Here is a 12,548-nt window from a genome sequence, read left to right as displayed (position 1 = left end):
CATGTCTGCTGAAACCGACCACCGCGAGAGGCTACCGAAACTGGCCGTGTGGAAGTTCGCGTCCTGCGATGGCTGTCAGCTGACCTTGCTGGACTGCGAGGACGAACTGCTTGGCATCGCGGAGAACATGGAGATCTCCTACTTCCTCGAGGCTTCCAGCGCGCCCGGGCCGGGACCCTATGACCTGTCGCTGGTCGAAGGCTCGGTGACCACGCAGCATGATGCCGAGCGGATCCAGCACATCCGCAACGTCTCCAGTCGGCTGGTGACCATCGGTGCCTGCGCCACCGCGGGCGGCGTGCAGGCGTTGCGCAATTACGCCGACGTGGCCGAGTTCCTCTCCGTCGTCTACGCCCGGCCGGACTACATCGAGACCTTGGCTACCTCCACTCCGATCAGCGCGCATGTCCCTGTCGACTTCGAGTTGCGAGGTTGCCCTATCGACCGCGGGCAGCTGATCGAGGTCATAATGGCGTTTCTCGCTGGACGAACACCAAACGTGCCCGCCCACAGCGTGTGCTTCGAATGCAAGCGGCGCGGCAACGTGTGCGTGACCGTCGCGCACGGCACGCCATGCCTCGGCCCGGTCACGCATTCCGGTTGCGGTGCACTCTGCCCGACCTATGGACGCGGCTGCTACGGCTGCTTTGGCCCGTCCAACTCCACCAACTTCGGCGCGTTCATCCCGTTGTTGCGCCGAGACGGGATGGACACCCTCGACGTGGTGCGGGTGTTGCGCACTTTCAACACCGCCGCCCCGGAGTTCGACGAGGTTTCGCGAAAGGAACTGCGGCAGTGACCGACCGTACGTCGAAGGTGCTGCGCATCGGTGCCCTCGCCCGCGTCGAAGGCGAGGGCGCGCTGCATTTGAGACTGCAGGATGGCGAGGTCGCGGAGGCCCGGCTGGCGATCTACGAGCCCCCGCGTTTCTTCGAGGCGTTCCTGCGCGGGCGCTCCTACCGCGAGCCACCCGACATCACCGCTCGTGTATGCGGAATCTGTCCGGTTGCGTACCAGATGAGCGCGTCCCGGGCGATCGAGGATGCTTGCGGTGTCGTCGTGGGCGGCCAGCTGGCGGCACTGCGTCGGCTGCTGTACTGCGGCGAGTGGATCGAAAGCCAGACCCTGCACATCTACCTGCTTCACGCGCCCGATTTCCTCGGTGCAGACAGCGCCACCGATCTGGCTCGTACCCACCGCGCCGATGTCGAACGCGGCCTTCGCCTCAAGCAGGCGGGCAACGCGATCGTCGAACTGCTGGGTGGGCGCGCGATCCACCCGATCAACGCGCGCCTCGGCGGCTTCCACCGCCTCCCCGCATCGTCCGAGCTGCGCCCGTTGGCCGAGCGGTTGCGTCGCGCTCGGGACGATGCCGCGGCGACTGCGCGCTGGGTGGCGGGTTTCGACTTCCCCGACACCGGGTGCGATCACGACTTGCTGGCTCTGGCCGAACCCGGCACCTACGCCATCGAATCGGGCACCCCGACGGTGATGATCAGCCCGAGCGGGGCCGGACTACCCGCCGACACCAACCTCGCGCTGCCCACCCGCACCTTCGATGTCCGCGAGTTCGACGAACACGTCGTCGAAACCCAGGTGCCACACTCCACCGCGCTGCACTCCCGTCTCGACGGGCACCGTCACCTGACAGGCACGCTCGCCCGCTACGCGATCAGTGGCCGCTGGCTGTCCCCGATCGCACTCGAGGCAGCCCAGGACGCCGGGCTCGGTGACCCGCGTGAGGGCGCGGTGTGCCGCAATCCATTCCGCAGTATCGTCGTCCGAGCGATCGAGGTGCTCTACGCGGTCGACGAGGCACTGCGCATCATCGACGCCTACGAGCCGACGCCACGGCCCTGCGTCGACGTGCGCCCGCGCGCCGGCACCGGTTACGGAGCGACGGAGGCACCGCGGGGCCTGCTGTACCACCGCTACAGCATGCGTGACGACGGAACGATCACCGACGCGAACATCGTCCCACCGACCGCGCAGAACCAGGGCGCGATCGAGCACGACCTGCTTCGGCTCGTGCAAGAACGCCTGGACAGTGGGCGAACAACGGATGCCGAGTTGGCCTTTCTATGTGAAAAGGCCATCCGCAACCACGACCCATGCATCTCCTGCTCAGCCCACTTCCTCAATCTCACCGTCGACCGCGGAAACCATCGTTGATCACGTGGTCCCGAAAGGCATGTCCTCGACGCTGTGCCGGATATCGGCGGGTGCGGTTTCTCGCTGGTGCCAAAGAAGTTCGGCGGGACAAAACCCTCCCACACCACGGGCCTGCGCAGCCTTCTCCTGCCGCGGCTGGTGTGGTCGGATTCCCCGATGGTGTGTGGATCGCGCCGACCGTGATCGAGAACCCGCCATGTCTGCGGACACCGGCATCCTCTTGCCGATGTAAGCGTCTCGTGGAGTAATTACGTGTCCGACCCTAGCTCGTTGATCCACCACTGGGATTGTCGAATCCCGGGGGAGCCCGTCCCGTCGCCGGTGATTACCGGCAAGCACGACTACCTGAAGAATAGCGCTCATGGCGCATGCGGCGCTGCAAGATCTGCGCCCCCGAACTTCCCGCAGCTTGGGTGACGGAACCTCCTCTGGGCCCTCAACTTACTGACATTCCACTGGTCTGCCGCGGTTCGCGTCCTCCGTGAAGCGGTGCTTTCTGCGGCGCAATAGCCAGCGTCGCAGCTCGTCGGCGCCCCAGACGATGACGGGATAGGGCAAGACGAAGGCGAGCATGTCCGGCGTCAACGCCGCTGTGCCGAGAAGTTCTTGCAGGGGCGGGAGGTAGATGATCGCGACGGTGAGGAGTAGTTCGAACGCGATTCCCCACAGCAGCAGCGGGTTGGACAGCGCGCCGATGGATCGCAGCGACGCGTGTTCGGTGCGTGCGGCGAAGGCGGTGCCGATCTGGCCGGCGACCATGCCGAGGAAGGTCATGGTCGTGGCTTGCAGGTACGCGTGGTGCAAGGGCGTGCCGGGGGCGGTGGGGGCGCCTGGACGCCACCCGGCGGTGAGCAGGACGTAGCAGAACCCGGCCATCGCCAGGACGGCGGCGATCACGCCGAGGAACAGCCAGGCGCGCAGCAGCATCGGCGCAGTGACGACCGGTTCGCTGCGTTTGCGGGGCGGCCGCCGCATCAGGCCGGGTTCGGCGGGTTCGCGACCGAGCGCAAGCGCAGGGAGGGTTTCGGTGCCGACGTCGAATGCCAGCAGTTGCAGGACGGACAGCGGTAACGGGATGGCGCCCCCGGAGAGCGCGAACACCAGGAATGGCGTCACTTCTGGGGTGGCGTGGGCGAAGATGTAGACGATGAACTTCCGGATGTTGTCGTAGACCTGCCGCCCGGCCTGGATCGCTTCGGTGATGGTGGCGAAGTTGTCGTCGGTGAGCACCATTGTGGACGCTTCCCGGGCGACGTCCGTGCCCGAGCGACCCATGGCCACCCCGATGTCGGCGCGCCGCAAGGCGGGGGCGTCGTTCGCGCCGTCGCCGGTCATCGCGACCACGTGCCCGGCGTCGCGCAATGCGTCGGCGATGCGCAGCTTCGCTTCCGGCGACGACCGGGCGAAGATCAGCTCGGTCGTCTCCCGGAGCAACTTGTCGAGGTCGTTCTCGTTCATCTGGTCGAGCTGGTCGTCGGTGACCACCACGGGCTCGTCGCGGGTGATCCCGACCTGGGCGGCTATGGCGGTTGCGGTCAGGCCGTGGTCGCCGGTGATGACGATGATGCGGATGCCCGCTTCGTGGCAGTTGACGACCGCGTCGGGCACCTCGGCGCGGGGCGGGTCGATCATGGCGGTGGTGCCGAGCAGGACCAGGTCCCGCTCGGCCTGCTCGTGGTCTTCCGGGATGTTCTCGCCTGTTGCCAGGTCTCTTTCTGCCACTGCAAGCACTCGCAGTCCGCGCTGCGCTTGGGCGTCGACGAGTTCGTCGAGCGCGGTGCGCCGCTGCGGTGTGAGTGGACGTGGATGGCCGCCGGCGTCGAGTTCGTGGGTGCATCGCGGGAGGACGGCTTCGGGCGCTCCCTTGGTGTGAACCCGGATCTGGCCGTCGGTGTCCTCGTCGATGGTGGACATGCGCTTGCGAGCGGGGTCGAAGTGGAACTGGCGGCGTCGTCTGCGTTGTCGGTCGTCGGGGTCGACCTGCACGCCCAGCTCGGCGCTGGCGTTGAGCAGCGCGATTTCGGTGGGGTCGCCGACCGCGCCGCCCGGATCGTCGAGGCGGGCGTTGTTGCACGCCGCCATCGCGATCGCTAAGTGGGCGAGCGGCACATCGCCAGGCGATGCTCGGTCCGGGGCCGAACTTCCGGTCGCGGTGCTGATGATCGTGACGCGCATGCGGTTCTCGGTGAGGGTTCCGGTCTTGTCGGTGCAGATCACATCCGTTGAACCGAGCGTCTCGACCGCGCTGAGCCGTTTGACGACCGCGCCGCGGCGGGCGAGTCCGCGCACTCCGATCGCCAGCGCCAGGGTGATCACTGGGAGCAAACCTTCGGGGACGTTGCCTACGAGCAGACCGACCGCGAAGATCACGGCGTTGAGGAACGACAGCCCGGCACCCAGGGTCGCCACCGGGATGAAAGCCGCTCCCAGCAGCACCGAGATCAGCGCGATCAGCCAGGCGACCCGCCGCACCTGTGTTTCCAGCGGGCTGTCGTCCTTCTTCACCCGCTCGGACAACGCGGCGATCCTGCCCAGCTCGGTGTGCATGCCGGTGGCGAACACCACCGCGCGCGCTTCGCCCTCGGTGCACGTCGTGCCGCTGAACACGAGGTCACGTGCGTGCAGCAGGGGGACGCGGCTGTCGACCAGGTCGGCCGAGCGGAAGGCGGGCATCGATTCCCCGGTCAGCGCGGACAGGTCGACCTCGATGCCGCCGTCGAGCAGCCGGGCGTCCGCCGAGACCCGATCGCCTTCCTCGATGACGAGCACGTCCCCGGGCACCAACTCGATGGCCTCCACCTCGGACGCCCGCCCGTCGCGGAGGACCTTCGCACGCATCGGCAGGTACGCCGCGAGCGCCTCCACCGCCTTCTCCGCGTGTTGTTCCTGGACGAACGCGAACGCGGCGTTGATCACGATCACCACGACAATGGCGATGGCAACCGGTTCGATGCCCACCGCCCACGCCAGGCCGGCCGCCGCCCACAGCAGCAATGCCAGCGGGTGCGTGAACTGCTGTGCCAGCTCGCCCGGCCACTTCAGGCCACCTCGCCGCCGCAGTTCGTTCGGCCCGGCGTGGACCAGCCGTCGCTGCGCTTCGCGGGTGGTGAGCCCGGACCGGGAGCTGCGCAGGTCGCGCAGCAGGAGGTCGACCCGCTCGGTCGGGTCGAGGCGAACTCCGGGCTCCACATCAACGGCCTCAGCCATCGGGCACCCCCCCATCGACTTCCGGTTCCGCCACCGTCCAGGGCTACCCGTCGCAGCGGTCGGCCTCGCCGGAGCCATGGGACGTCCAAGGCTGCGTGTGCGGGCGGTCTGCGCGACCATCGGTGGGTCGGGGCCGCGTGCGGGAGGGAGCGCGGATGCGAGGAATTCGGGGCTTCTTCGAGCGCTTTCGCCCGGCGGGAACGCCAGGAGCGGCGGTGCGCCCCGGTGTGCCGGTCGACCGCGTGGCGGAGGCGTCCGCCGAGCTGGCACCCGTGTTCGCGCTGCTTGAGGATGCTGAGGCCGAGGCGCAGCGGGTCCGCGCGAACGGGCGGGAGGAGACCGCTCGAATCCGGCAGCAGGCCCGCGAACGAGCGGAGGCCATCGTTGCCGATGCCAACGCGCGTGCCGGAGCGGTGCGTGCCGACGTCGTGGCCGAGGCGTGGCGAACGGTAGAGCGGGAAGCGGAGCTCGTCGCCAGGTCGGCCGACGAAGCCGCGGCGCGGCTTCGGGAACGCGCGCGCGAGCGCATACCCTCGTTGGTGGACCGCGCTGTGTCCGCGGCTCTGGTCGCTCTCGGTGAACCCCCGGAACGCGTCCCATGAGCGCCAGGTGGAGCGCCGGATGCGTGCGGGCGAGGTCGCTGCTCAACCGGCGGCTGGGGATCGGCGGTGCCCGGGAGGTGGCCGCGTGCTCGTCATTGTCCGAGGCCCTGCACGTGCTCGCAGCCGGCCCGTACCACCAGGAGGTCCGGCCCGGGCAGTTGCTCGAGGATGCGGAGCGAGCCGTGGCCGCGACGGTGCTGTGGCATCTGCGGGTGCTGGCGGGATGGCAGCCGCACGAGGGCGCTGAGCTGGTGCGGACCTTGGCTGGTTGGTTCGAGGTCACCAATGTCGTGGAGCAGACCAGGGTCGGGGAGGCGGAGGCACTTCCCGACCCGTACCACCTCGGTGCGCTGGCGGTTTCCTGGCCGCGACTGGCCAACGCGGAGACGGCGGATGAGCTGCGGCGCGCGCTGGCCGCATCACCGTGGGGCGACCCTGGCGGGAGCACCGCACTGTCCGTGGCTGTCGGGATGCAGCTCGCGTGGGCGGTGCGAGTCGCCGTGCGAGTGCCCCAGGCGCAGACGTGGGCCGCGGGAGGCGCGGCGTTGCTGGTCGCGAGAGAGCGTTTCCTCGGGGACTGCCCGCTCGCGGAAGCGGCGGCGCGCCGAGCAGCGGTTCTGCTGGGTGCCGCTGCGTTGGACGCCGCGTCGCTGAGCGACTTCCGCGACCGGCTGCCCGGCGAGGCCCGGTGGTCCTTGTCTGGCGTGGCGGAACCGGGCGGACTGTGGCGGGCCGAGGCCGCATGGTGGGCCCGGGTGGACAGCGACGCGCGCAGGCTGGTGCGGTCTTCGGGGTTCGGACCCGACCCGGTGGTCGGCTGCATCGCGTTGCTGGGTGTCGATGCCCGGCGGGTGCGGATCGCGCTGGAACTCGCGGCGCGCGGCGGTAGGCCGCTGGAGGCCTTCGATGTCGTGGCGTGAGGCTGCACAACCGGTGCGGATGCAGCGCGTGGCTGTCCTCGCCCCGGCGGATCTCCTGCGCGACGTGCTGGTGCGCGTGGCCGACGCGGGAGTGGTCCAGTTCGAGCCGGACGGGCGAGGCGGCGAAGCGGCTCGGCGGCTTCACCGGGTGCGCTCGGGTGACGTCGCCCCGAAGCTTGCTGCGAGCCGTCCCGATCTGGACGCGTTGGAGGGCGCGGGGCGCTCGGACCTGCTGGCCGGGGAAGCGGAACTCGAAGGGCACCTGAGCGCAGCGGTGCGGCACGGCGCAGTCGCCGGATTGGTCGGCTGGTGCCCGACCCCGGATCTGCCGGGGTTGACGGCGAACCTGACCGCGGTCGGTGGAGCCGTGGTGCCCCTCCCCATGCCGGTCGGCGTCGACCCGCCGACGTTGTTGCGCTCGAAAGGCCCGGTGCACCGGTCGTTCGCCGGGTTGGTGCGGACCTACGGCACGGTCGCCTACCCCGATGTGGATCCCACGATGGCGGCGGGCGTCGCCTACGTGTTGATGTTCGGGATGATGTTCGGCGACGCCGGGCACGGCCTGCTGCTCATGGCGGCCGGAGTCACTTTGGCGATCGGGCGGCCGGGCCGACTGGCGCGCTGGCGACCGGCATGGCCGTTCGTGGCCGGTGCCGGGTTCACCGGCATCCTGTTCGGCCTGCTGTACGGAGAGTTCTTCGGGCCGACCGGGGTGCTGCCGGTGCTGTGGCTGGCTCCTCTGGCCGAGCCGGTCCGGCTGCTGACCGCAGCGGTCGGATCGGGTGCGGTGCTCCTCTCGGTCGCGTATGCGGTCGCGATCATCAACCGGTGGCGGGAGGGAGGGCCGCGGCTGGCGGTCTACGCCTCTTCCGGGATCGCGGGGGCGGCGCTGTTCCTCGGCATCGGTTCGGTCGCCGGTGGCCTGTACCTGTCCAGCGACGCCTTGGCCGTGGCTGGTGCGGGCGTGGCGGTGATGGGGCTGGTGTTGGCCGGTATCGGGTTCTTCGCCGCCGCCGCCGGTGGCGGCGCGGCAGGTGCGCTGCAGGCGGGTGTCCAGGTTTTCGACGCGGTCGTCCGGGTCGGCTCGAACCTGATCTCGTTCGCGCGGCTGGCCGCCTTCGGGCTCACCCATTCCGCGCTGGGCTGGCTCGTGTGGCTCGGCACTGCGACGTTGTTCGGAACCGGTCTGCTCGGCGCCTTCGCCGCCGTCGGGTTGTTCGTGGTGGGCAACGCCCTGTCGTTCGCGTTGGAGGCGCTGGTGGCCGGGATTCAGGCATTGCGGTTGGAATTCTATGAGCTGTTCTCGCGGGTGTTCGCGGTCGAAGGCCGACCGTTCCAGCCCTGGCACGTGCCCACCGAAGGGGCTGCTTCGTCCGGGGAGGCATCATGATCGCCTGGTTGTTGGGTTCGCCCGCGCTGCTGGCGGTGGTGTTCGCCGCAGCCTTCCTCCTGCGGCGCAACGGACGTGCGGCGTTGAAGGTGTTTCTCGCGCTGGACGCGGTGCTGCTGGTCGCTGCGCTGGTGGTGCTGGTGGTGGCAATGACAGGTGGCGCCGCCGAAGCGATGCCACCGGCAGCTCCGCCCGCCACCGCACCTGGCAACTGGGCGGCGCTGCTCGGCGCGGCGATCTCGGTGGTCGGTTCGTCGATCGGCGCCGCGATCGCCGTCGCCTACACCGGTGCCGCGGCACTCGCCGCCCTCAGCGAACGGCCCGAACTGTTCGGTCGAGCCATGGTGATCGTCGGGCTGGCCGAGGGCATTGCCATCTACGGGTTGATCGTCGCGATCGTTCTCATCGGGAGGGCGTGACGGAGATGGGCACCGTGGTGGCGATCGGCGAGTGGGCGCGGGTGCAGGGCTGGGGGCTCGTCGGGGTTGAGATCCGCGGGGGAGAAGACGCCGCAGCGGTGCAGCTGTCGTGGGATTCGCTGGGGGATGACGTGTCGGTGGTGATCTTGACCCCTGCCGCAGCAGAGGCTCTCGACCACCGGCTCGACGGCAGTGCATTGCCGCTTGTGGCGGTGATGCCGCCATGAGCTCCTCGGTACGAGCGGCGCTGGCCCCGCTGCGCGAGGCGCTGGTGACGCGGGCCGGGCGCGAAGCGGAACGAGACCTTCACGCGGCTCGACAGGAGGCCGGGGAGTTGATCGCCAAGGCCCAGGTGACAGCGCAGACCATCCTCGACGATGCCGCCGCACGGGGACGCACCGACGCCGACGCCGTGCTTGCCGCCGAAAGGACTCGCGGTCGGCGGGCCGCACGAACCGTCGAACTGGTGGCGCGGCGGGAGGCCTTCGAGGAGCTGACGAACGAGGTCGTCGCATCCCTGGCTCGGCGCGACGATCCAGCGCTCCGAGATCGGCTGGTGAGCCGAGCGCGCAGGGTCCTCGGCAACGATGCGCAGGTGTGTGATGCGCCCGGAGGCGGAGTGATCGGCGAGGCGCCGGGGCAGCTGCTGGACCTCAGCTTCCACACGGCGGCGGTCCGGGCGGTCGAGGAGTTGGGCGCCGACGTGGAGGGGCTGTGGGTTCCGTGAGTCCCGGGTGGATCCGGCGTATCGCCGGGCCTCTCGTGGAAGCCGAAGGGCTGGGGGCCGTGGCGATGTCGGACGTCGTCTCGCTCGGAGCCGCCCGGCTGCCCGGCGAGGTCGTGGCCATTCGCGATGGAGTCGTCACCGTGCAGGCCTACGAGTACACCGGCGGGCTCACCCCGGGAGATTCCGTGCTGTCACGGGGGAAACCACTGATGGCGCGCCTGGGCCCGGGGCTTCTCGGGAACGTCTTCGATGGTCTGCTGCGCCCATTGTCGATGGCGTCGCCCTTCCTGACTCCGGGCGCTGTCGAATCCGGTGCTGCACGCACGTGGCGGTTCGAGCCTCGGGTGGCTGCAGGCGACCAGGTCTCGGCGGGAGACGAGCTCGGAGTGGTGCGCGGGGGCGGACCGCCGGAGTACCGAATTCTGGTGCCGCCGGACGTGGCAGGTGCGGTGGACGATCTGGCCGTGGGCGAGCAACCGCAGGACGCCGTGGTCGCGAGGGTCGATGGAAAGCCTGTGGGTTTGTGGACCGACTGGCCGGTGCGCCGGCCGCGTCCCTACCGCGCCCGCCGTGCGGAAATCGGGCCCCTGCACACAGGGCAGCGCGTGCTGGACCTGTTGTTTCCGGTTGCGCAGGGCAGCACGGCTGCGGTGCCGGGAGGCTTCGGCACTGGCAAGACCGTGCTGCTGCAGCAGGTGGCCAAGTGGTGCGACGCCGATGTGATCGTCTACGTCGGCTGTGGTGAGCGCGGCAACGAGATGGCCGAGGTCGTCGCCGAGCTGTTCGCACTCGCCGATCCGCGAACCGGCGGTCGGCTCGCCGACCGGACGGTCGTCATCGCCAACACCTCCAACATGCCGATGATGGCCCGGGAGGCCAGCATCTACACGGGCGTCACGGTCGCCGAGCACTTCCGAGACATGGGCCATCACGCGGTCGTTATCGCGGACTCCACGTCCCGCTGGGCCGAGGCGTTGCGCGAGTTCGCGTCCCGCACCGGGGCGCTCCCCGCAGAGGAGGGCTATCCCGCCGATCTCGCTTCGGCCCTGGCCGCGTTCTACGAACGCGCCGGATCCGTCGAGGCGCTGGGCGGAACAACCGGCTCGGTGACCATCATCGGCGCCGTGTCCCCACCCGGCGGGGACATGGCGGAACCGGTCACCGCCCACACGGAGCGGTTCGTGCGCTGCCGGTGGGCGCTGGATCGGGACCTCGCCTACGCCCGGCACTACCCGGCGGTGTCGTGGTCGGACTCGTTCTCCCGGGACGCTGACCTGCTGGCGCGACATCACGTGCGTGCGGGCGACCCGGAGTGGCCTCGGCGGCGGGCGCGTGTGCTGGGCGTGCTCGCCGAATCGGACAGGTTGTCAGAGTTCGCCGAGCTGGTCGGTGTTGGTGCGCTGCCGGGGCGAGAACGAATCGTGCTGCTGAGCAGGCGCTTGATCCGGGAATCGGTCCTACAGCAGAACGCGTTGTCCACTATGGATTCGTTCTGCGGTGGAGACAAAGCGGTCGCGCTGGTCGAGTCGGTGCTCGCGATCACGACCGAATGCCAGGAGCTGGTCGACGCAGGCGTCTCGGTCGAGGTGATCGAGGAGTTCGACTTCGCACCCCTGGTGCGCGTTCGGGAAGAGACCGCACCGCACGATGCCGACGGCGTTCGCCGGCGCTGCGGGGCCGTGCTCTCCGCGTTGCGGGAGTTACAGCCGTGATAGCCCAGCAGCGCATCGAGTACACCGGGGTCCGCGAGCTGCGCGGCCCGTTGGCGGTCGTTGCCGGTGTTCGCGGCGTCGGGTGGGACGAGTTCGTGCGAATCCGATTGTCCGGCCGGGAGATACGGCACGGCCTCGTGTTGGAAGTCGACCGGGACCTGGCCGTCGTGGAAGTGCTGGAGGGCACCGCAGGCATGGACACCGAGGGTACCCGGCTGGAGTTCACCGGGGAGCCGCTGCACGTTCCGGTCGGGCCTGGTTGGCTGGGACGGGTCTGCAACGGCCGAGGCGATCCCGCCGATGGTGGACCTCCGGTGTTCACGTCGCGGCGCACCAGGGTGGCCGGTGCCCCGATCAACCCCGTGCGCCGCGAACCCCCGGCCGAACCGGTGCTCACCGGGCTGTCCGCGATCGACGCGCTGACCACCCTGGTGCGCGGGCAGAAGCTGCCGGTGTTCTCCCTCCCCGGGCTGCCGCACCTGGAGTTGGCCACCCAGATCGCGGCGCAGGCCAACGTCGGGGGCGAGCCCTTCTCGGTGGTGTTCGCAGGCATGGGGCTGACGCACACCGATGCCGCGTTCGCCCAGGACGCCCTGGCCCCGCGCTCGGCTGCCGGAGAGCTCGTGCTGCTGCTCAACACCGCAGACGACCCGGTGATCGAGCGCATCCTCACGCCGCGGCTGGCGCTGACCATCGCCGAGGCACTGGCCTTCGACGGCGGGCGGCACGTGCTCGTGGTGATGACCGACATGACCAGCTACGCCGAGGCCCTGCGCGAGGTCTCCGCCGCCCGGGGCGAGGTCCCGGGCCGCCGCGCCTACCCCGGTTACCTCTACAGCGACCTGGCGGCGGTGTACGAGCGGTGCGGCCGGATCCGCGGTCTGCCCGGATCGGTGACGGTGCTGCCTGTGCTCACCATGCCGGGCGGCGACATCACCCACCCCGTGCCCGACCTCACCGGCTACATCACCGAAGGTCAGATCGTGTTCTCCCGCGAGGTGAACGCGCAGGGCATCTACCCGCCGATCGACCCCCTGTCCTCGCTGTCCCGCCTCATGCGCGTCGGGGCGGGCCCGAACCGCACGAGGCCCGACCACCTGCCCGTCGCCGCGCAACTGGTGGCCGCGCTCGCCAGGGCCCGGCAGCTGCGGGAGCTGTCCGAGCTGATCGGAACATCGGCGCTGAGCCGGACCGATCGGTCGTACCTCGATTTCGAGGAGGCGTTCCGGCGTGACCTGGTCGCCCAGCGTCCCGACGAGTCCCGAACCCTGGACGACACCCTCGAACGCGCCTGGCAGGTGCTCCTCCACCTGCCGGCCGGTGAACTGACCATGCTGCCGAGCGATCTCCTCGACCGCCGTCGCGCCGATCGATCGGCCCAGCAGGAAGCGGGGTGACC

At 69.8% G+C, this 12,548-nt stretch carries 11 protein-coding genes; 10 read left to right on the top strand and 1 reads right to left on the bottom strand.

Annotated features, from left to right (window positions below):
• Nucleotide 1: 1 nt before the first annotated feature.
• Both BLW84_RS35680 and BLW84_RS35675 read left to right on the top strand, forming a co-directional pair.
• Nucleotides 2-799, top strand: a complete 798-nt coding sequence (locus tag BLW84_RS35680; RefSeq protein WP_093274839.1) for an NADH-quinone oxidoreductase subunit B family protein — start codon at nt 2-4, stop codon at nt 797-799.
• Entirely contained in the window at nt 796-2,172 is a 1,377-nt protein-coding gene (locus BLW84_RS35675) for a Ni/Fe hydrogenase subunit alpha (protein ID WP_093274837.1), read from the top strand. Before BLW84_RS35680 ends, BLW84_RS35675 begins: the two co-directional genes overlap by 4 nt.
• Before the next feature lie 441 nt (nt 2,173-2,613).
• On the opposite strand, the gene BLW84_RS35670 is transcribed toward BLW84_RS35675, so the two are convergent.
• Nucleotides 2,614-5,379, bottom strand: a complete 2,766-nt coding sequence (locus tag BLW84_RS35670; RefSeq protein ID WP_093274834.1) for a cation-translocating P-type ATPase — start codon at nt 5,377-5,379, stop codon at nt 2,614-2,616.
• 155 nt (nt 5,380-5,534) lie between these two features.
• Between BLW84_RS35670 and BLW84_RS35665 the strand changes: the two genes are divergently transcribed.
• From BLW84_RS35665 to BLW84_RS35630, 8 genes are read left to right on the top strand one after another with little or no spacing between them, the layout of a single operon-like run.
• A complete protein-coding gene (locus BLW84_RS35665; protein ID WP_143061218.1) occupies nt 5,535-5,981 on the top strand; it encodes a V-type ATP synthase subunit E family protein in 447 nt (148 codons plus the stop codon).
• Nucleotides 5,978-6,901 carry a V-type ATPase subunit gene (locus BLW84_RS35660; protein ID WP_093274829.1) on the top strand — a complete coding sequence of 308 codons (924 nt, stop codon included), beginning with the start codon at nt 5,978-5,980 and terminating at the stop codon, nt 6,899-6,901. The genes BLW84_RS35665 and BLW84_RS35660 overlap by 4 nt, the downstream gene beginning before the upstream one ends.
• Entirely contained in the window at nt 6,888-8,291 is a 1,404-nt protein-coding gene (locus BLW84_RS35655) for a V-type ATPase 116kDa subunit family protein (protein ID WP_143061217.1), read from the top strand. The genes BLW84_RS35660 and BLW84_RS35655 overlap by 14 nt, the downstream gene beginning before the upstream one ends.
• Nucleotides 8,288-8,710 (top strand): ATP synthase subunit C, encoded by a 423-nt coding sequence (locus BLW84_RS35650; RefSeq protein ID WP_093274827.1) that lies wholly within the window; start codon nt 8,288-8,290, stop codon nt 8,708-8,710. The genes BLW84_RS35655 and BLW84_RS35650 overlap by 4 nt, the downstream gene beginning before the upstream one ends.
• Nucleotides 8,707-8,937, top strand: coding sequence for a hypothetical protein (locus BLW84_RS35645; RefSeq protein WP_218157602.1), 231 nt, complete (start codon nt 8,707-8,709; stop codon nt 8,935-8,937). Before BLW84_RS35650 ends, BLW84_RS35645 begins: the two co-directional genes overlap by 4 nt.
• Nucleotides 8,934-9,437 (top strand): hypothetical protein, encoded by a 504-nt coding sequence (locus BLW84_RS35640; RefSeq protein ID WP_093274826.1) that lies wholly within the window; start codon nt 8,934-8,936, stop codon nt 9,435-9,437. The genes BLW84_RS35645 and BLW84_RS35640 overlap by 4 nt, the downstream gene beginning before the upstream one ends.
• Nucleotides 9,425-11,149, top strand: a complete 1,725-nt coding sequence (locus BLW84_RS35635) for a V-type ATP synthase subunit A (protein ID WP_093274823.1) — start codon at nt 9,425-9,427, stop codon at nt 11,147-11,149. Before BLW84_RS35640 ends, BLW84_RS35635 begins: the two co-directional genes overlap by 13 nt.
• Nucleotides 11,146-12,546, top strand: coding sequence for a V-type ATP synthase subunit B (locus BLW84_RS35630; RefSeq protein WP_093274821.1), 1,401 nt, complete (start codon nt 11,146-11,148; stop codon nt 12,544-12,546). Before BLW84_RS35635 ends, BLW84_RS35630 begins: the two co-directional genes overlap by 4 nt.
• Nucleotides 12,547-12,548 lie beyond the last annotated feature (2 nt).

Origin of the sequence: Saccharopolyspora shandongensis, assembly GCF_900106995.1 — a bacterium.
Taxonomy (GTDB): domain Bacteria; phylum Actinomycetota; class Actinomycetes; order Mycobacteriales; family Pseudonocardiaceae; genus Saccharopolyspora; species Saccharopolyspora shandongensis.
The sequence above is the reverse complement of the archived record's forward strand: the minus strand, read 5'-3'. Positions and strand labels throughout refer to the sequence as shown.

Bases quoted from the DNA above. Each gene is read 5' to 3' on its own strand.
- BLW84_RS35680 (WP_093274839.1), top strand. From the start codon at position 2: ATGTCTGCTGAAACCGACCACCGCGAGAGGCTACCGAAACTGGCCGTG.
- BLW84_RS35670 (WP_093274834.1), bottom strand. From the start codon at position 5,379: ATGGCTGAGGCCGTTGATGTGGAGCCCGGAGTTCGCCTCGACCCGACC.
- BLW84_RS35665 (WP_143061218.1), top strand. From the start codon at position 5,535: ATGCGAGGAATTCGGGGCTTCTTCGAGCGCTTTCGCCCGGCGGGAACG.
- BLW84_RS35660 (WP_093274829.1), top strand. From the start codon at position 5,978: ATGAGCGCCAGGTGGAGCGCCGGATGCGTGCGGGCGAGGTCGCTGCTC.
- BLW84_RS35655 (WP_143061217.1), top strand. From the start codon at position 6,888: ATGTCGTGGCGTGAGGCTGCACAACCGGTGCGGATGCAGCGCGTGGCT.
- BLW84_RS35650 (WP_093274827.1), top strand. From the start codon at position 8,288: ATGATCGCCTGGTTGTTGGGTTCGCCCGCGCTGCTGGCGGTGGTGTTC.
- BLW84_RS35640 (WP_093274826.1), top strand. From the start codon at position 8,934: ATGAGCTCCTCGGTACGAGCGGCGCTGGCCCCGCTGCGCGAGGCGCTG.